This is a genomic window from Herbaspirillum sp. LeCh32-8 (assembly GCF_017814915.1).
In the GTDB taxonomy this organism is placed as follows: Bacteria; Pseudomonadota; Gammaproteobacteria; order Burkholderiales; family Burkholderiaceae_D; genus Herbaspirillum.
The window spans coordinates 568,916-586,568 of sequence record NZ_JAGIPZ010000001.1 but is presented as its reverse complement, the minus strand read 5'-3'; the positions used below and the strand labels follow the sequence as shown (position 1 = coordinate 586,568).

At 62.5% G+C, this 17,653-nt stretch carries 17 protein-coding genes; 14 read left to right on the top strand and 3 right to left on the bottom strand.

The window, feature by feature from the left end:
- Positions 1 to 46: 46 nt before the first annotated feature.
- The 4 genes from J8I26_RS02800 (at position 47) to J8I26_RS02785 (ending at position 2,630) form a co-directional block, all read left to right on the top strand.
- Positions 47 to 460: a YcfL family protein gene (locus J8I26_RS02800; protein WP_209603832.1), complete on the top strand. Its 414-nt coding sequence runs from the start codon at positions 47 to 49 to the stop codon at positions 458 to 460.
- A 50-nt stretch (positions 461 to 510) separates the two neighbouring features.
- A complete protein-coding gene (lpoB, locus tag J8I26_RS02795; RefSeq protein WP_209603829.1) occupies positions 511 to 1,122 on the top strand; it encodes a penicillin-binding protein activator LpoB in 612 nt (203 codons plus the stop codon).
- 20 nt (positions 1,123 to 1,142) lie between these two features.
- The gene (locus J8I26_RS02790; protein WP_209603827.1) at positions 1,143 to 1,991 is read left to right on the top strand and encodes a hypothetical protein; all 849 of its coding nucleotides are present in this window, start codon (positions 1,143 to 1,145) and stop codon (positions 1,989 to 1,991) included.
- 198 nt (positions 1,992 to 2,189) lie between these two features.
- The gene (locus J8I26_RS02785; protein WP_209603825.1) at positions 2,190 to 2,630 is read left to right on the top strand and encodes a surface-adhesin E family protein; all 441 of its coding nucleotides are present in this window, start codon (positions 2,190 to 2,192) and stop codon (positions 2,628 to 2,630) included.
- A gap of 86 nt (positions 2,631 to 2,716) precedes the next feature.
- On the opposite strand, the gene J8I26_RS02780 is transcribed toward J8I26_RS02785, so the two are convergent.
- Entirely contained in the window at positions 2,717 to 4,027 is a 1,311-nt protein-coding gene (locus J8I26_RS02780) for a homoserine dehydrogenase (protein WP_209603823.1), read from the bottom strand.
- 72 nt (positions 4,028 to 4,099) lie between these two features.
- On the bottom strand, positions 4,100 to 5,329 hold the full coding sequence (locus J8I26_RS02775) for a pyridoxal phosphate-dependent aminotransferase (protein ID WP_209603821.1): 1,230 nt from the start codon (positions 5,327 to 5,329) through the stop codon (positions 4,100 to 4,102).
- 437 nt (positions 5,330 to 5,766) lie between these two features.
- Between J8I26_RS02775 and J8I26_RS02770 the strand changes: the two genes are divergently transcribed.
- From J8I26_RS02770 to J8I26_RS02725, 10 genes are all read left to right on the top strand, one after another.
- On the top strand, positions 5,767 to 6,159 hold the full coding sequence (locus J8I26_RS02770; protein ID WP_209603819.1) for an Mth938-like domain-containing protein: 393 nt from the start codon (positions 5,767 to 5,769) through the stop codon (positions 6,157 to 6,159).
- Positions 6,160 to 6,213: 54 nt separating this feature from the next.
- Entirely contained in the window at positions 6,214 to 7,938 is a 1,725-nt protein-coding gene (locus J8I26_RS02765) for a glycosyltransferase family 39 protein (RefSeq protein ID WP_209603817.1), read from the top strand.
- Positions 7,935 to 8,306, top strand: a complete 372-nt coding sequence (locus tag J8I26_RS02760) for an EamA family transporter (RefSeq protein ID WP_209603815.1) — start codon at positions 7,935 to 7,937, stop codon at positions 8,304 to 8,306. The genes J8I26_RS02765 and J8I26_RS02760 overlap by 4 nt, the downstream gene beginning before the upstream one ends.
- Positions 8,307 to 8,387: 81 nt before the next feature.
- Positions 8,388 to 9,509, top strand: coding sequence for a DegT/DnrJ/EryC1/StrS aminotransferase family protein (locus J8I26_RS02755; RefSeq protein WP_209603813.1), 1,122 nt, complete (start codon positions 8,388 to 8,390; stop codon positions 9,507 to 9,509).
- Between the two features lie 143 nt (positions 9,510 to 9,652).
- Positions 9,653 to 10,609, top strand: a complete 957-nt coding sequence (locus tag J8I26_RS02750; protein WP_209603811.1) for a glycosyltransferase — start codon at positions 9,653 to 9,655, stop codon at positions 10,607 to 10,609.
- Positions 10,606 to 11,523, top strand: coding sequence for a formyltransferase (locus J8I26_RS02745; protein WP_209603809.1), 918 nt, complete (start codon positions 10,606 to 10,608; stop codon positions 11,521 to 11,523). Before J8I26_RS02750 ends, J8I26_RS02745 begins: the two co-directional genes overlap by 4 nt.
- A 27-nt stretch (positions 11,524 to 11,550) precedes the next feature.
- Positions 11,551 to 12,606 carry a bifunctional UDP-4-keto-pentose/UDP-xylose synthase gene (locus J8I26_RS02740; RefSeq protein ID WP_209603807.1) on the top strand — a complete coding sequence of 352 codons (1,056 nt, stop codon included), beginning with the start codon at positions 11,551 to 11,553 and terminating at the stop codon, positions 12,604 to 12,606.
- Between the two features lie 293 nt (positions 12,607 to 12,899).
- Positions 12,900 to 13,841, top strand: a complete 942-nt coding sequence (locus J8I26_RS02735) for a xylanase (RefSeq protein ID WP_209603805.1) — start codon at positions 12,900 to 12,902, stop codon at positions 13,839 to 13,841.
- Positions 13,842 to 13,895: 54 nt separating this feature from the next.
- Positions 13,896 to 14,372 carry a peroxiredoxin gene (locus tag J8I26_RS02730; RefSeq protein WP_209603803.1) on the top strand — a complete coding sequence of 159 codons (477 nt, stop codon included), beginning with the start codon at positions 13,896 to 13,898 and terminating at the stop codon, positions 14,370 to 14,372.
- 454 nt (positions 14,373 to 14,826) lie between these two features.
- Positions 14,827 to 16,518, top strand: a complete 1,692-nt coding sequence (locus J8I26_RS02725; protein ID WP_209603801.1) for a PhoH family protein — start codon at positions 14,827 to 14,829, stop codon at positions 16,516 to 16,518.
- A gap of 122 nt (positions 16,519 to 16,640) precedes the next feature.
- Here J8I26_RS02725 and J8I26_RS02720 read toward each other — a convergent pair whose 3' ends face one another.
- Positions 16,641 to 17,648 (bottom strand): inorganic phosphate transporter, encoded by a 1,008-nt coding sequence (locus tag J8I26_RS02720; protein ID WP_209603799.1) that lies wholly within the window; start codon positions 17,646 to 17,648, stop codon positions 16,641 to 16,643.
- Positions 17,649 to 17,653 lie beyond the last annotated feature (5 nt).

Below are 17,653 nucleotides of genomic sequence, written 5' to 3'. Positions count from 1 at the left end.
CAACGGCAGAAAAAGAAACACCACAAGCAGTCAACGAGGAATCCGTATGCAACACCTGTTACGCAACACCCTGCTGGCCGCGGCCTGCGCGCTGGCGGCCGCGCCGCCGGCGACGGCGCAGACCATCGCCTCCAAGCTCGAGATCATGGGCGAACCCGCCATGCTGCAGTTCACCGGACTGCGCATGCGCGAGCAGAACGGCCTGATCCAGGTCCAGGCCGTGGTCAGCAACAACGACACCAAGCCGCAGACCGCCTACTACCGCGTGCAGTGGCTGGACGACGCCGGCTTTCAGGTATGGGACGACGAAGCCTGGAAGCCGCTGATGCTGCACGGCGCGCAAAAGCTCACGCTGCAGATGGTGGCGCCGACCACCAAGGCGCGCGACTTCAAGATCCAGTTCAGCGCCTCCGACAACCGCTCGCTGAGCCAGTCCGGCGCCAACACCAACAGCCCCTGATCGCGCTTCACGCGCCATTCGAACACCGTCATTGAAACGAGGAAGTCACCATGCAAGCCATCATCCGTTCCCGCCATGTCCGCTATACCGCCCTGTGCGGCCTGTGCGCCACCCTGTTCGGCTGCGCCACGCCGGGTACGCCGACCGTGGGCGGCAACGTCCAGTACGGCGACGCCAAGGCGGTGGAGCAAGTCACCAACGAATTCGGCTCGACCGACCTGCAGAGCATCGCCGAGGCGATGGCGCGCTCGCTGGCGCAGTCGGCCAGCGGCTACAAGAGCAAGCCGCTGGTGACCATCGCCGACGTCAAGAACAAGACCAGCGAATACATCGACACCCGCTCCATCACCGACTCGATCCGGGTGCAACTGGTCAAGAGCGGCACCATGCGCTTCGCCACCAATATCGAGGGCATGCAGAACCAGACCGACGAGCTGACCCGCCAGAACAACAGCGGCCTGTACAAGAAATCGGCCACCGCCAAACTGGGCAAGATGGAAGGCGCGAAATACCGCATCGAGGGCAACATCACCTCCATCGTTAAGCGCGGCGGCGACATCAAGGACGTCTACTACAAGTTCAGCCTGATCATGACCGACGTCGAGGCCGGCACCATCGAGTGGGCCGACGAGAAGGAAATCCGCAAGACTTCGCGTCGCTGATCAGGGTGGGAGGCAAGCTCATGTTCCACACTACCCTGCGCGCGCTGCGCGTCGCCTTTGCCCTCGCCTGCCTGGGCGCTGCAGCCCAGGCGCCGGCGCAGAACCTGCCGAAGATCGCCGTCACCGACCTGTCGTATGAGGAGAAGGTGAAGGAATACTTCCAGTACTTCGAGGCGCGCGAAAAGCACGACAACAGCTACTCGGCCAACGGCAGCTTCCGCGATTCGGCCAACAGCTCGTCGGGCTCCGCCTCCGAGCGCGCCTCCAGCCGCGGCGAAAGCTCGGTGGTGGCGGCCTCGGGCAGCATCACCGTGATCAGCCGCGGCGAGATGCGCAAGTTCACCGCGGACATCAAGGGCGAACTGCTCAAGTCCGGCGCCTACCGCCTGGTGCAGGGCAAGCCCTGGACCCAGCAGAACACCGAGAAGCTCTACGACATCATCGCCCGCATCAAGCAGGGCTACTATCCGGGCGCCGACTACGTGCTGTTCGGCAGCATCAACAACATCGACTTCCGCCAGGAGAACAACCCCATCCAGGGCTCGAACGCGGTGTCGTATTCGCTGGCGCTGGAGCTGGTGGGCGAGTTCTCGCTGATCAACACGCGCACCTACGAGATCAAGGCGGCCTTCTCGGCCATGGGCGAAGGATCGGACACGCGCCTGGTCAACGCCGCCGGCACCCGCATCTCGCTCAACAAGAGCAAGGTCATGCAGGAAGTCTCGCGCTCGCTGGGCGAGGCGGTGGCCAATGAGATGGAAGCGCAGTTCAATCCATCCGGCGTGTCCGGCACCGCGCGCGGCTCGGCGCGCAATGCGATGCCGGCCGGCGGAGCGGCGCAGGAAGAACGCACCGTGGTCTTCAAGTAATGCCCGGCGCGTGCTCGGATTTGTTTCAAAACAGAAACAAATCCGCCGGCGACCACATGAAATAAAACGTTACCACCCTTGAAAGCCCGGCACTGCCGGGCTATGCTGCGGCACTTCGTGCATCCCGGCAGATGGCGGGAATTCCTGTACGACGGGCCGATCAAAGACGGCATTCAACTCGAGAAGGATGGAAACGGCATGACAAACAAGATCAAGACCCTGCTGGCTGCAACAAGCATGTTCGGCGCTTTGCTGGCGGGCGCACCGGCGCACGCCGAGAACTGGCAGTCGCTGGGCGGCTCCGACCAGTCCGAGCTGCTGGTGGATACCGACTCCATCGTGGAGTCCGGCGGTATCCGCGAAGCATGGTCGCTGTGGAACTTCAAGGAAGCGCGCCCCAACAGCGGCGACAAGGACTTCCCCGCCCTGAAGTCGTACAAGGACCTGCACCAGTACAACTGCAAGGCAGGCTCCATGAAGCTGGTGCGCGAGATCATCTTTGCCGAGAACGACGGCAAGGGCGACAAGCGCGACCATTCCGACGCATTGAAGGGCATGGAGTTCGCCAAACCCAAGCCGATGTCGGTGGGCGACGCCATGCTGCAAGCGGTCTGCGGCTTTGAACTGAAGAAGAAGTAATCGCTGCGCGCGGACAAAAAAACGGAGCCCGAGGGCTCCGTTTTTTATTGTCGCAGCGCCGGCCAACTGCTGGCCGGCATTGCTGGTCAGTTCAACTCTTCCAGGCGGATCTTGGTCACCGCGCCGACCACGGTGGCCAGGGCTTCGATCTTGGCGATGGCGGCCACGATGTTCTTTTCCTGGGTCTGGTGGGTCAGCATGATGATGTCGGTCTGCTGCTCGCCTTCGGCCGGTTCCTTTTGCAGCATGGCGTCGATCGAAATCGACGAGTCGGCCAAGATGCGGGTGACGTCGGCCAGCACGCCCGGCTTGTCGGCCACGCGCATGCGCAGGTAGTAGCTAGTGGTGACTTCGGCCATCGGCAGCACCGGGGTATCGGCCATGGCGTTGGGCTGGAAGGCCAGGTAAGGCACGCGGTGCTCGGGGTCGGCGGTGGCCAGGCGGGTGATATCGACCAGGTCGGCGATCACCGCAGAGGCAGTCGGCTCGGAGCCGGCGCCCTTGCCGTAGTACAGGGTCTCGCCCACGGCGTCGCCGCGCACCACCACCGCGTTCATCGCGCCTTCCACATTGGCGATCAGGCGCTGCGCCGGGATCAGCGTCGGGTGCACGCGCAGTTCAATGCCCTTTTCGGTCTGGCGCGTGATGCCCAGCAGCTTGATGCGGTAGCCCAGTTGCTCGGCGTAGGTGATGTCGCTGGCCTGCAGCTTGGTGATGCCTTCCACGTGCGCACGGTCGAACTGCACCGGGATGCCGAAAGCAATCGAGGCCATGATGGTTAGCTTGTGGGCGGCGTCGACGCCTTCGATGTCGAAGGTCGGATCGGCTTCGGCGTAGCCCAGGCGTTGCGCTTCCTTCAGCACCACGTCGAAATCCAGGCCCTTGTCGCGCATCTCCGAGAGGATGAAATTGGTGGTGCCGTTGATGATGCCGGCGATCCACTGGATGCGGTTGGCGGTCAGGCCTTCGCGCAGCGCCTTGATGATGGGAATGCCGCCGGCCACGGCCGCTTCGAACGCAACCATCACGCCCTTTTCCTGCGCGGCCTTGAAGATCTCGTTGCCGTGCGTGGCAATCAGTGCCTTGTTGGCAGTGACCACGTGCTTGCCGTTGGCGATCGCCTTCAGGACCAGGTCCTTGGCGATGCCGTAGCCGCCGATCAGCTCGATGACGATGTCGATGTCGGGATCGTTTACCACCAGGTTGGCGTCGTTGACAACCTTGACTTCTCCATTGGTCAGTTCGGTGGCGCGCTCGGTGTTGAGGTCGGCCACCATGGTAATTTCAATGCCTCGGCCGGCGCGGCCGGCAATCTCTTCCTGATTGCGCTTGAGAACATTGAAAGTACCGGAACCCACGGTGCCGATGCCGAGCAAACCTACTTTGATGGATTTCATGAATTGTCTTCGTGGTTGATGAAAAAAACCGCCGCGCCCGGGCCTGCAGCCTGAGCGCGGCGGGTACTGCAATTACGCGGTGCCGTGGCGACGGCGATAGCCGTCGAGGAAACGGGCGATGCGGCCCATCGACTCGGTCAGGTCGTCGGTGTTGGGCAGGAACACGACGCGGAAGTGATCCGGCGTCGGGCAGTTGAAGCCGGTGCCCTGCACGATCAGCACCTTCTCCTCGGCCAACAGCTCGTAGGCGAACTCCTGGTCGTCCTTGATCGGATAGATCTCGGGATCCAGGCGCGGGAACATGTACAGCGCCGACTTGGGCTTGACGCAGGTCACGCCCGGGATGTCGGTCAACAGCTTGTGCGCCAGGTCGCGCTGCTTGGTCAGGCGGCCGTTAGGCGCGACCAGGTCGTTGATGCTCTGGTAGCCGCCCAGCGCGGTCTGGATCGCGTACTGGCCGGGCGCGTTGGCGCACAGGCGCATCGAGGCCAGCATGTTGAGGCCTTCGATGTAATCCTTGGCATGCTTCTTCTCGCCCGACACCACCATCCAGCCGGCGCGGTAGCCGCAGGAGCGATAGTTCTTGGACAGGCCGTTGAAGGTGATGAACAGCACGTCATCGGCCAGCGAGGCCAGCGAGGTGTGGGTGTTGCCGTCGTAGAGCACCTTGTCGTAGATCTCGTCGGCCAGGATGATCAGCTGGTGCTGGCGCGCGACTTCGACCAGTTCCTTCAACACGTCCACCGAATACAGCGCGCCGGTCGGGTTGTTGGGGTTGATGACCACGATCGCCTTGGTGTTGGGCGTGATCTTCTTCTTGATGTCGGCGATGTCGGGCTGCCAGCCTTGCTGCTCGTCGCATACGTAGTGCACCGGGGTGCCGCCGGAGAGGCTGACCGCAGCGGTCCACAGCGGATAGTCGGGCGACGGCACCAGCACTTCGTCGCCGGTGTTCAACAGCGCGTTCACGCTCATGACGATCAGCTCGGAGGCGCCGTTGCCGAGGTAGATGTCGTCGATGGTGACGCCCTGGATGTTCTTCTGCTGGGTGTAGTGCATGACCGACTTGCGCGGCGCGAACAGGCCCTTGGAGTCGGTGTAGCCGGAGGCGTTGCCCATGTTGCGGATCATGTCCTGCACGATCTCGTCGGGCGCATCGAAGCCGAACGCGGCCAAGTTGCCGATGTTGAGCTTGATGATCTTGTGGCCGTCCTCTTCCATCTGCCGCGCCTTTTCCAGCACGGGACCACGAATGTCGTAACACACATCTGCCAGCTTCTTGGATTTCTGAATCGGTCGCACAGCTCTTCCTCTACTTGTTTCGGCGCGGCTCCGTGACGAGCCTGGCCATCTGGCACACCGTGGGGCTTGGAACCTTTCCGGCTCCAGCGTCTCCATCACGGCGCGTTCCTTTGATTTGCATCCGGTGCCTTGCGGCAATTTCCCGCGGCGCGGGCGCTTGCGGCAACGCTGCGCTGCAGTGCAACCCGATTGGCGCGAACGCGTTGAAAACGCGCTCCTGATGCGTCTTGTAAAGGCGCCTCGCCAGCCGGCCGGGAACCGGCCATTTTGCCCAAAGCTGTCCATTTTATCAATCAAATAGGCGTGCGCCGGAGATGGAAACGGCTACAATGCTGCACTTTACGACCAGATTGCTGCAATGCATGTCGGAATGACATCACGGCTGCCTGCCTACCGATGATCCGGCTGCCTTGCGGCCCGTCCTAGCCAGTCTTGCGATGAAGCTTCACACTACCGAAACCAAGCAGTACCAGACCGTGACCGCCTACGATGACGACGGCGTCGAGTTCAACGCGATCCGCTTCGACCACAGTCTGGTGGTGCTGCCAGAAACCGAACCGACGCCGTGGCCGGTGGACAGCTTCGAGGCGCTGACCCCGGCGCACTTCGAGCAGATCGACGCCACCTCGCCCGACGTGGTGATCCTGGGCACCGGCGAGCGCCAGCGCTTCATCCATCCCAAGCTGACCGCCGTGCTGACCGCGCGCCGCATCGGCGTTGAGTGCATGGACAACCAGGCCGCCTGCCGCACCTACAATATTCTGATGGCCGAAGGCCGCAAAGTTGCCCTGGCGCTGATCATCGCGCCCAGGCAATCGCCAAAGCAATAGCCCGCGCTTTGCCGCGACAAGAAACCCAAGAACACGCACAAGGAACCGCCGCAAATGCGCGAACTGTACAAATCGAAGGCGTTCGTCTGGACGCTGCTTATCCTGTTTCTGCTGGTCTGGTTCTGGATGCTGGGCGCGCGCGTCCTGGTGCCGACCGATGAGGGCCGCTACGCCGAAATGGCGCGCGAGATGGTCGCCAGCCAGGACTGGATCACCACCCGCCTGAACGGCATCAAGTACTTCGAGAAGCCGCCGCTGCAAACCTGGATGAACGCCCTCACCTTCGAGCTGTTCGGCCTGGGTGAATGGCAGGCGCGCCTGTGGACCGGCCTGTGCGGCCTCCTGGGCATCGGCCTGGCCGGCTACACCGGCGCCCGCGTGTTCAATGGCCGCGTCGGCTTCTACGCTGCGCTGGTGCTGGCATCGAGCTTCTTCTGGGCCGGCATGGGCCACATCAACACGCTGGACATGGGCCTGTCGGGCATGATGACCATCTCGCTATGCGCGCTGCTGCTGGCGCAGCACAACGGCGCCTCGCGCGACGGCCAGCGCAACTGGATGCTGCTGTGCTGGGCCGGCATGGCGCTGGCGGTGCTGTCCAAGGGCCTGATCGGCATCGTGCTGCCGGGCGCGGTGCTGGTGCTGTACACGCTGTTCTCGCGCGACTGGGCGATCTGGAAGCGCCTGCACCTGGTCAAGGGCCTGCTGCTGTTCTTCGCCATCGCCACGCCGTGGTTCGTGGCGGTGTCGATGCGCAACCCGGAATTCCCGCAGTTCTTCTTCATCCACGAGCACTTCCAGCGCTTCACCACCAAGATCCATAGCCGCACCGGCCCGTGGTACTACTTCATTCCCATCCTGGTGCTGGGCATCGTGCCGTGGCTGGGCGTGTTCTTCCAGGGCCTGTGGCAGGGCGTGCGCGAGCAGCGCGACACCGGCGGCTACAACAGCATCAACGGCGGTCGTTTCCAGCCCAAGAAGATGCTGCTGATCTGGGCGGCGTTCATCTTCGTGTTCTTCAGCATCTCCGACTCCAAGCTGCCGTCCTACATCCTGCCGATCTTCCCGGCATTGGCGCTGCTGATCGCCTGCTACCTGGAGCGCGCCGACTACAAGGCGCTGGCCTGGGCCGGCTCGCTGGTGGCGGTGCCTTGCGCGGTGGCGCTGGCCTTCATCCCGCGCGCGCCCTCGCTGGCCAAGGACGCCTTCTCGCTGCCGCTGGTGGAGGCGCACATTCCCTACCTGTACGCAGGCGCGCTGATCTTCTTCATCGGCGGCGTGGCCGCCATTCGCCTGGCGCGCCAGCATAAGGATGCGGCCGTCACCGCGCTGGCGACCACTGCCTTCCTCGCCGGCCAGCTGCTGATCCTCGGCCACGACCCGCAGGGCCGCTATTCGGCCGGCGTGGATTATGTGCCCGCGCTGCAGGCCGAGCTGAAGCCGGAAACCCCGATCTACCTGGTCGGCCGCTATGAGCAGGCGCTGCCCTTCTACCTCCAGCGCACCATGACCCTGGTGCAGCATGCCGACGAAATGGAGTTCGGCCTGAAGCAGGAGCCGCAGTTGTGGCTGCCGACGGTGGATGCCTTCGTCGCGCAGTGGGTGGCTGACCATGCCGCCGGCAAGAAGGACATTGCCATCATCAACCCCACCATCTACCAGCAACTGGTGGAGCGCAAGCTGCCGATGCGCCTGATCGGCCAGGATCCGCGCCGCGTGATCGTGGCCAACGATCCGACCCCGGATGCGGCCGCCGATGGCAAGAAGGCGGGCAAATGAATCTCGCCACCTTCGGCTTCATCTTCGTCGGCATCTGCCTCAACGCCGTCGCGCAGCTCCTGCTCAAGGCCGGCACCAACGCCGTCGGCGCGATCCATCTGACGGCCGACAACTGGTTCTCGACCGGCCTGAAGCTGGCCACCCAGCTGCCCATCATCGGCGGCCTGTCGTGCTACGTGATTTCGGTGGCGGTCTGGATCATCGGCCTGTCGCGGGTGGACGTGACCGTGGCCTACCCGATGCTGTCGCTGGGCTACATCATCAACGCCGTGGGGGCCTGGTATTTCCTCGGGGAAGTGGTTTCCGCCCAGCGTTTGATCGCCATCGGCGTGATCATCGTCGGCGTGGTCTTGCTGACCAGAAGCTGATTTACAATAGCGCGCTGCCGCGGCCCCGGGCCCGGCGCGCATCCCGCATTTTCAAGAACACCGTCTGACCAGAAACCGCCCATGAGCCTGCCCTTCCTGCCGTTTGCCAAACCCACCATCGACGAGCCGACCATCGCCGCCGTAGCCGACGTGCTGCGCTCGGGCTGGATCACCAGCGGCCCCAAGGTGCAGGCATTTGAAAAGGCGCTGTCCGACTATCTGGGCGGCCGCATCGTGCGCACCTTCAATTCCGGCACCTGCACCATGGAGATCGCGCTGCGCATCGCCGGCGTCGGCGCCGGCGACGAGGTCATCACCACCCCGATTTCCTGGGTGGCGACCGCCAACGTGATCATCGAGACCGGCGCCACCCCGGTGTTCGCCGACATCGACCCGATCACCCGCAACATCGACCTCGACAAGCTGGAAGCGGCCATCACGCCGCGCACCAAGGCCATCATCCCGGTCTACCTGTCCGGCCTGCCGCTGGACATGGACCGCCTGTACGCGATCGCCGCCAAGCACAAGCTGCGCGTGGTGGAAGACGCCGCCCAGGCGCTGGGCTCGACCTGGGCTGGCCGCCGCATCGGCGCCTTCGGCGACTTCGTCTCCTTCAGCCTGCAGGCCAACAAGAACATCACCAGCTCCGAAGGCGGCTTCCTGGTGCTCAACAACGCCGAAGAAGCCAAGCTGGCCGAGAAGTACCGCCTGCAGGGCGTGACCCGCAGCGGCTTCGACGGCCTGGAAGTGGACGTGCTGGGCGGCAAGTTCAACATGACCGACGTGGCCGCCGCCATCGGCCTGGGCCAGTTTGCCCATATCGACGCCATCACCGCGCACCGCAAAGAACTGGCGCGCCATTACTTCGCCACCTTCGGCGACAAGTTCGAGGCCGAATACGGCGCCCAACTGCCGGTGGCCGACTTTGAGAACTCCAACTGGCACATGTTCCAGCTGGTCTTGCCCGAGCGCATCACGCGCGCCGCCTTCATGGAAAAGATGATGGAAAAGCAAGTCGGCATCGGTTACCACTACCCGGCCATTCACCTGCTCAAGCTCTACCGCGAGCGGGGTTTCAAGGAAGGCATGTTCCCGGTGGCCGAGCGCGTGGGCCAGCGCATCGTCTCCTTGCCGATGTTCAATGCAATGAGTAAAGATGACGTTGAGCGCGCGGTTGAAACTGTAAAATCGGTCTTGCGTTGATTTCATTGATTTTGTATCAATTTTCCGTTTAAATTCGGCACCACTCGCTTTATTCGCATTTTGCTTCAAGCAGGCCTGAATGCCGCGACACCTGCCGGTCGCCGCGGCTTCGGGCCTTTGACATATTTCAGCAGCAACCATTGATGAAACCAGAACTGTCCGTCGTCATCCCGGTATACAACGAGGAATCCGGCCTCGCCAAGCTGTTCGAGCGCCTCTACCCGGCGCTGGACGCCTTGGGCTACAGCTACGAAGTGATCTTCGTCAACGACGGCAGCCGCGACCGCTCCGCCGGCATCCTGGCCGAGCAGTACCGCATCCGCCCGGACGTGACTCGCGTCGTCCTGTTCAACGGCAACTACGGCCAACACATGGCGATCATGGCCGGCTTTGAAGCCACCCGCGGCGAAGTCGTCGTGACGCTGGACGCCGACCTGCAGAACCCGCCGGAAGAAATCGGCAACCTGGTGGCCAAGATGCGCGAGGGATACGACTACGTCGGCTCGATCCGCCGCAAGCGCCAGGATTCGGCCTGGCGCACCTATGCCTCCAAGGCCATGAACCATCTGCGCGAGAAGCTGACCCGCATCAAGATGACCGACCAGGGCAACATGCTGCGCGCCTACGGCCGCAACGTGATCGACCTGGTCAACAAGTGCCAGGAAGTCACCACCTTCGTGCCGGCGCTGGCCTACACCTTCGCCCGCAACCCGACCGAAATCATCGTCGAGCACGAAGAGCGCTCGGCCGGCGAATCCAAGTATTCGCTGTACAGCCTGATCCGGCTGAACTTCGACCTGGTGACGGGCTTCTCGCTGGTGCCGCTGCAGTTCTGCTCGCTCCTGGGCATCCTGCTGTCGTTCGCCTCGGCGGCGCTGTTCATCCTGATCGTGCTGCGCCGCCTGCTGATCGGCGCGGAAGTCGGCGGCGTGTTCACGCTGTTTGCGATCACCTTCTTCCTGATGGGCGTGATCCTGTTCTCGATCGGCCTCTTGGGCGAATACATCGGCCGCATCTACATGCAGGTACGCGCGCGTCCGCGCTACGTGGTGCAGGCCATCCTTGAACAATCCTCCGAAGAAGACAAGCAGACATCATGAACGCCGTCGTATTCGCATACCATGACGTGGGCGTGCGCTGCCTGAAGGTCCTACTGGCGCGCGGCGTGCAGGTCTCGCTGGTGGTGACGCACGAAGACAGTGCCACCGAGAACATCTGGTTCGGTTCGGTGGCCGGCGTATGCCGCGACAACGGCATCCCCTACATCACGCCGTCCGACCCGAAGTCGCCCCAGCTGCTGGCGCAGGTGCAAGCCGCGCAGCCGGACTTCATCTTCAGCTTCTATTACCGCCACATGCTGCCGGTCGAAGTGCTCGCCACGGCCAAGCGCGGCGCCTACAACATGCACGGCTCCCTGCTGCCCAAGTACCGCGGCCGCGTGCCGATCAACTGGGCGGTGCTGCACGGCGAGACCGAGACCGGCGCCACCTTGCATGAGATGACCTTCAAGCCGGACGCCGGCGCCATCGTGGCGCAGACGGCCGTGCCCATCCTGCCCGAAGACACTGCCTATGAGGTGTTCGGCAAGGTGGTGGTGGCCGCCGAACAGACCCTGTGGAATGTGCTGCCGGCCATGCTGTCGGATCGCACTCCGACCATGCCCAACGACCTGTCCAAGGGCAGCTACTTCGGCGGGCGCAAGCCCGAAGACGGCCGCATCGAGTGGCGCCGCACCGCCCGCGAGATCCATAATCTGGTGCGCGCAGTGGCCCCGCCCTATCCCGGCGCCTTCGAAGAAATCGCGGGTGATAAAATTACGGTTTCGAGAACCCGGCTGGTTCCGCCGTCGGCCCATCTTGCCTTGCAGAAGGCGCACGGCATGCAAGACAAGTTCTTTGAAGGAGGCAAGCTCTACGCTCGCTGCGGCGACGGCAACTTCCTCCAGATTCTGGGCATCCAGATCAATGATCAGGATGCTTCGCTCAACAATTACCTGAAATACATGGCCAGCTGATTCAGGCCACCTTACCAAGCTCTCATCATGAAAAAAGTCCTCATTCTCGGCGTCAACGGCTTCATCGGCCATCACCTGTCCAAGCGCATCCTGGAAACCACGGATTGGCACGTCTACGGCATGGACATGATGACCGACCGCATCACCGACATTCTCGACAACGAGGCGTACAAGTCGCGCATGCACTTCTTCGAAGGCGACATCACCATCAACCAGGAATGGGTCGAGTACCACGTCAAGAAGTGCGACGTGATCCTGCCGCTGGTGGCCATCGCCACCCCGTCGACCTACGTCAACGCGCCGCTGCGCGTGTTCGAACTGGACTTCGAAGCCAACCTGCCGATCGTGCGTTCGGCCGCCAAGTACAAGAAGCACCTGGTGTTCCCGTCGACCTCGGAAGTCTACGGCATGTGCCATGACGAGGAGTTCGATCCTGAAGAATCCGAACTGATCTGCGGCCCGATCAACAAGCCGCGCTGGATCTACTCCTGCGCCAAGCAGCTGATGGACCGCGTGATCTGGGGCTACGGCATGGAAGCCGGCCTGAACTTCACCCTGTTCCGCCCGTTCAACTGGATCGGCGCCGGCCTGGACTCGATCCACACCCCGAAGGAAGGCAGCTCGCGCGTGGTGACCCAGTTCTTCGGCCACATCGTGCGCGGCGAGAACATCTCGCTGGTCGACGGCGGCCTGCAAAAGCGCGCCTTCACCTACATCGACGACGGCATCGACGCGCTGATGAAGATCATCGCCAACGAAGGCGGCGTCGCCTCCGGCAAGATCTACAACATCGGCAACCCGGTCAACAACTACTCGATCAAGGACCTGGCCGACATGATGCTGAAGCTGGCCGCCGAGTATCCGGAGTACGCCGAGACCGCCAAGCAGGTGAAGCTGGTCGAAACCACCTCGGCCGCCTACTACGGCAAGGGTTACCAGGACGTGCAGAACCGCGTGCCCAAGATCACCAACACCTGCGAAGAGCTGAACTGGAAGCCGCAGACCACCATGGCCGACACCCTGCGCAACATCTTCGACGCCTACCGCAGCCAAGTGGCCGAAGCCCGCGCGCTGGTCGACTGATCGCCGCTGCCAGACTTGCCCCGAAAACCGCGCTTAGGCGCGGTTTTCTTTTTGCGGCGCCAGCCCAAACCATTGACACTTCGATAACGCCGGCACCTTGACCAGCAAGCTGTTACGGACAGATCTTGCCGGCGGCATGCGCCTGCATATTGTTCTCTGCAGCATGGAATGCTAGTCTCGCAATCTGAACCGCAATGCAACACGACGCAAATCCTTGCGTGTCGCTGCATTGCGGGCGCCGACTACTTGCAATACGGGCCGCAGCTGCGCCCTCACCTATCGATTCATCGACTTTGCCCAAACTTACACTCAAGATCGACGCCGATACCTATCGCGGCACACGCGTAGGCGTCCCCAACCTGATCAGCCAGCTGCGCCGCCACGGCGCCGGCGCCACCTTCCTGTTTTCACTGGGCTACGACCACACCGGCTGGGCGCTGAAGCAGATCTTCCGCCCGGGCTTCTTCAGCAAGGTCTCGCGCACTTCGGTGGTGGAACACTACGGCCTGAAGACGCTGATGTACGGCACCTTGCTGCCGGCGCCGGACATCGGCAAGACCTGCGCCGAGTTCATGCGCGAAGCCTTCAATGCCGGCTTTGAATGCGGCATCCACACCTGGGACCATCGCGTCTGGCAAGACGACGTGCGCACCGCCGACGCCCAGTGGACGCAGGAGACCATGCAACTGGCCTACAGTCGCTACCACGAGATCTTCGGCCACGCTCCGGTCACGCACGGTGCCGCCGGCTGGCAGATGAACGACCATGCTTTCGTGCAGCTGGACGAATTCGGCATCGCCTATTCCTCGGACGGTCGCTCGCAGCTGCGCGAGGACGGCCGCCTGGCCGATCCCGACGCCGGGCCGCACCGCCTGTCCGTCCATGGCCGGCCGCTGGCCTGCGTGCAGCTGCCGACCACGCTGCCCACGCTGGACGAGATCCTGGGCCGCACCATCCGCGGCAAAATGATCGACGCCAACAACGCCGCAGAACTGCTGCTGGACCTGACCAAGCAGCCGCGCGACCACGTCTTCACGTTGCACGCCGAACTTGAAGGACAGAAACTCGCCCCCATTTTCGAACGGTTGCTGAGCGGCTGGCGCGCGCAGGGCTATGAACTGGTGTCCATGGGCGACTACTACGCCAGCGTGAAAGACGACGTGCTGCCCATCCTCCCGATCAGCTGGGGCGAGCTTCCCGGTCGCTCCGGCGAGATGATCGTGCAGGCCATGTGAGCAAGGCAGCACACAAAGAACACTCAATTACAACCGACATACTGGGGCGCCACTTTGACAGACAGACCTACCATCCTGAACAAGACCGTACCGGACTTCTCGGCGGCCATGACCAGCGGCAAGACCTTCAACCTGAACGACTATCAGGGCAAGAACCTGGTGCTGTATTTCTACCCCAAGGACAATACGCCCGGCTGCACCACCGAAGGTATGCAGTTCCGCGATCTGCATCCTGAATTCCAGCGCCTGAACACCGAAATCTTCGGTATCAGCCGCGACAGCCTGAAGTCGCATGAGAACTTCAAAGGCAAGCTGGGCATGCCGTTTGAACTGATTTCCGACCCCGATGAAACACTGTGCACCATGTTCGATGTCATGAAGATGAAAAACATGTATGGCAAGCAAGTTCGCGGCGTGGAGCGCAGCACGTTTGTGATTGACGGATCGGGCAAAGTGGTGAAAGAATGGCGTGGAGTCAAGGTTCCAGCCCACGTGGATGACGTGCTGGCCTTCATCAAAACCATTGCCTGAGAAAGCAGTCGACACTGAAGAAATTCAGATCTCGAAGGAGCCCACAAAGCTCATGTGCGCCATCGGCGCCTGCTGATTTCGGGCCGCGTCAGGATCGCCTGGCAAGCGATTCTGCCGCGCTCGACGAATATGCGGTCAATCGATACAAGCCATTGAATTCAAACAGTAAAAAGTCTGTTGAAAGCCGTTTCTGGTTTAGGCCGAAGGCCTGCCGAAACGGCTTTTTTACTTTTCATTTTCAGTTCTACCCCATCGTCGGCGCTAATCAAGCCCTTGCTCCCCATGGCCCCACCCTTGCCACAATGCCGTCGGCCGGCATGGCGGGCCTGCGCAAGGTTTTCATTAGACCCCGCGGTGTTGTTGTCCAGCCGTCGTTGCCTGTGCTTTTAGCTTTACCGCACTACCTGTTCGCTCTGACAAAGCGGTGTTTTCTTCATTCACTACCGAGGTCCTGATGCCCCTGCCCAAAATGCCGAGCAAACCAGCTTCGCTGCTGTCTCCCGAGGACTATCCCAAGGCCGAACGCAATAAACCTGTCAAACCGAACATCACTCTCGTAGAAACACCCGTCGTCGCCAAGCAAGAAATCGTCGCCGCGCCGCCGGCTCAGGCCAAGCTGGCCGAGCCACCACGCGCGCGCATCGCCGGCAAGACGGCGCCGGCCGCCAAACCGAAGGCCGCGCCCAAGAGCGTGGAGACGCGCGCCAAATCCACCACCAGCCGCATCGCCGACAAGCTGGGCGTGTCCAAACTGTTCGTGCTCGACACCAACGTGCTGATGCACGATCCGACTTCGCTGTTCCGCTTCGAAGAGCACGACGTGTACCTGCCGATGGTCACGCTGGAAGAGCTGGACAACCACAAGAAGGGCATGTCGGAAGTGGCGCGCAACGCACGCCAGATTTCGCGCTCGCTGGATGCGCTGGTGTCGGACATCGCCGAAGACGCGATCGATGAGGGCATCCCCCTGTCCAAGCTGGGCAACAAGGACGCCAAGGGCCGCCTGTTCTTCCAGACCAAGCTGCAGAACGCCGCGCTGCCGGACGGCCTGCCCGAAGGCAAGGCCGACAACCAGATTCTGGGCGTGGTGCGCGCGTTGGACCAGCAGTATCCGGATCGCCCCGTGGTGCTGGTGTCGAAGGACATCAACATGCGCCTCAAGGCACGCGCCATCGGCCTGCCGGCGGAAGACTACTTCAACGACCACGTGCTGGAAGACACCGACCTGCTGTACTCGGGCATCCAGCAACTGCCGGACGACTTCTGGACCAAGCACGGCAAGGGCATGGAGTCCTGGCAGGAAAACAAGCACGGCAGCAGCTTCACCTATTACCGTGTGACCGGCCCCTACGTGCCCTCGTTGCTGGTCAACCAGTTCGTCTTCATTGAGCCCAAGAACGGCGAGCCGCCCTTCTATGGCCAGGTCACCCAGATCAACGGCAAGACTGCCGTGCTGCAGACGCTGCGCGACTACGGCCATTCGAAGAACAGCGTGTGGGGCATCACCGCGCGCAACCGCGAGCAGAACTTCGCGCTGAACCTGCTGATGAACCCGGAGTGCGACTTCGTCACGCTGCTGGGCCAGGCCGGCACCGGCAAGACCCTGCTGGCCCTGGCCGCCGGTCTGGCGCAGGTGCTGGAGACCAAGCTCTACAACGAAATCATCGTCACCCGCGTGACGGTGCCGGTCGGTGAAGACATCGGTTTCCTGCCGGGCACGGAAGAAGAGAAAATGGGCCCCTGGATGGGCGCCTTCGACGACAACCTCGAAGTGCTCAACAAGTCCGACGGCGACGCCGGCGAATGGGGTCGCGCGGCGACGCAAGACCTGATCCGCTCACGCATCAAGATCAAGTCGCTCAACTTCATGCGCGGCCGCACCTTCGTCAACAAGTTCCTGATCATCGACGAGGCGCAGAACTTGACGCCCAAGCAAATGAAGACCCTGGTCACGCGCGCCGGCCCTGGCACCAAGATCATCTGCCTGGGCAACATCGCGCAGATCGACACCCCTTACCTGACCGAAGGTTCGAGCGGCCTGACCTACGTGGTGGACCGCTTCAAGGGCTGGTCACATAGCGGCCATGTGACGCTGGCGCGCGGCGAACGCTCGCGCCTGGCGGACCATGCCAGCGACGTGCTGTGAGCCTGATGAACTTGCACTGATCTTCCGCAGCAAAGAAAAAGCCACCTTGCGGTGGCTTTTTTCTTTTGCAAGGATGCGGCAGCGTCGAGGCTGCGGCGGCGATGACGCGCCGCCTCCCGTCATTACAGAATGTGCACGCCCACCCACCATCCGATGGCGGCCACGAAGGCCGATGCCGGAATGGTGAAGATCCAGGCCCACACGATATTGCTGGCCACGCCCCAACGCACCGCCGACATCTTTTGCGACGCGCCCACGCCGACGATGGCGCCGGTGATAGTGTGCGTGGTCGACACCGGGATACCCAACGCAGTGGCGATGAACAGCGTAATGGCGCCGCCGGTCTCGGCGCAGAAACCGCCGACCGGCTTCAACTTGGTGATCTTCTGGCCCATGGTCTTGACGATGCGCCAGCCGCCGAACAGCGTGCCCAGGCTGATGGCGCAGTAGCAGGAGATGATCACCCACATCGGCGGCGCTTCGGCGCCGGAATAGCCGGAGGCGATCAGCAGCATCCAGATGATGCCGATGGTCTTTTGCGCGTCGTTGCCGCCGTGACCAAGACTGTACATCGAGGCCGACAGCAATTGCAGCCGGCGGAACCAGCCGTCGATCTTGCGCGGCGTGGAGCGGAAGAAGATCCACGACACGATGAGCATCATGATCGAGCCGAACAACAAGCCCAGGAGCGGCGAGAGGACGATGAACAGGATGGTTTTCAACAGGCCCGAGGAGATCAGCGCGCCGGTACCGGCCTTGGCCACGGCCGAGCCGACCAGGCCGCCGATCAGGGCGTGCGAGGACGAAGACGGGATGCCGTAATACCAGGTGACCAGGTTCCAGAAGATAGCGCCGATCAGCGCGCCGAAGATGACGTACTGGTCGACCACGGCCGGCTCGATGGTGCCCTTGCCCACCGAGGCTGCGACGTGCAGCTGGTGGAACACGAACACCGCCGCCAGGTTGAAGAAGGCGGCCATGGCTACCGCCGTCTGCGGACGCAGCACGCCGGTGGAGACCACCGTGGCGATCGCATTGGCGGCGTCGTGGAAGCCGTTCATGAAGTCGAACAGCAGCGCCAGGACGATCAACAGCGCGAGGATATGTAAGCTGATTTGAACTGTTTGCATGGGAT

Bases quoted from the DNA above. Each gene is read 5' to 3' on its own strand.
- J8I26_RS02780 (WP_209603823.1), bottom strand. From the start codon at position 4,027: ATGAAATCCATCAAAGTAGGTTTGCTCGGCATCGGCACCGTGGGTTCC.
- J8I26_RS02785 (WP_209603825.1), top strand. From the start codon at position 2,190: ATGACAAACAAGATCAAGACCCTGCTGGCTGCAACAAGCATGTTCGGC.
- J8I26_RS02760 (WP_209603815.1), top strand. From the start codon at position 7,935: ATGAATCTCGCCACCTTCGGCTTCATCTTCGTCGGCATCTGCCTCAAC.
- J8I26_RS02740 (WP_209603807.1), top strand. From the start codon at position 11,551: ATGAAAAAAGTCCTCATTCTCGGCGTCAACGGCTTCATCGGCCATCAC.
- J8I26_RS02790 (WP_209603827.1), top strand. From the start codon at position 1,143: ATGTTCCACACTACCCTGCGCGCGCTGCGCGTCGCCTTTGCCCTCGCC.
- J8I26_RS02745 (WP_209603809.1), top strand. From the start codon at position 10,606: ATGAACGCCGTCGTATTCGCATACCATGACGTGGGCGTGCGCTGCCTG.
- J8I26_RS02755 (WP_209603813.1), top strand. From the start codon at position 8,388: ATGAGCCTGCCCTTCCTGCCGTTTGCCAAACCCACCATCGACGAGCCG.
- J8I26_RS02750 (WP_209603811.1), top strand. From the start codon at position 9,653: ATGAAACCAGAACTGTCCGTCGTCATCCCGGTATACAACGAGGAATCC.
- lpoB (WP_209603829.1), top strand. From the start codon at position 511: ATGCAAGCCATCATCCGTTCCCGCCATGTCCGCTATACCGCCCTGTGC.
- J8I26_RS02770 (WP_209603819.1), top strand. From the start codon at position 5,767: ATGAAGCTTCACACTACCGAAACCAAGCAGTACCAGACCGTGACCGCC.
- J8I26_RS02765 (WP_209603817.1), top strand. From the start codon at position 6,214: ATGCGCGAACTGTACAAATCGAAGGCGTTCGTCTGGACGCTGCTTATC.
- J8I26_RS02800 (WP_209603832.1), top strand. From the start codon at position 47: ATGCAACACCTGTTACGCAACACCCTGCTGGCCGCGGCCTGCGCGCTG.
- J8I26_RS02720 (WP_209603799.1), bottom strand. From the start codon at position 17,648: ATGCAAACAGTTCAAATCAGCTTACATATCCTCGCGCTGTTGATCGTC.
- J8I26_RS02725 (WP_209603801.1), top strand. From the start codon at position 14,827: ATGCCCCTGCCCAAAATGCCGAGCAAACCAGCTTCGCTGCTGTCTCCC.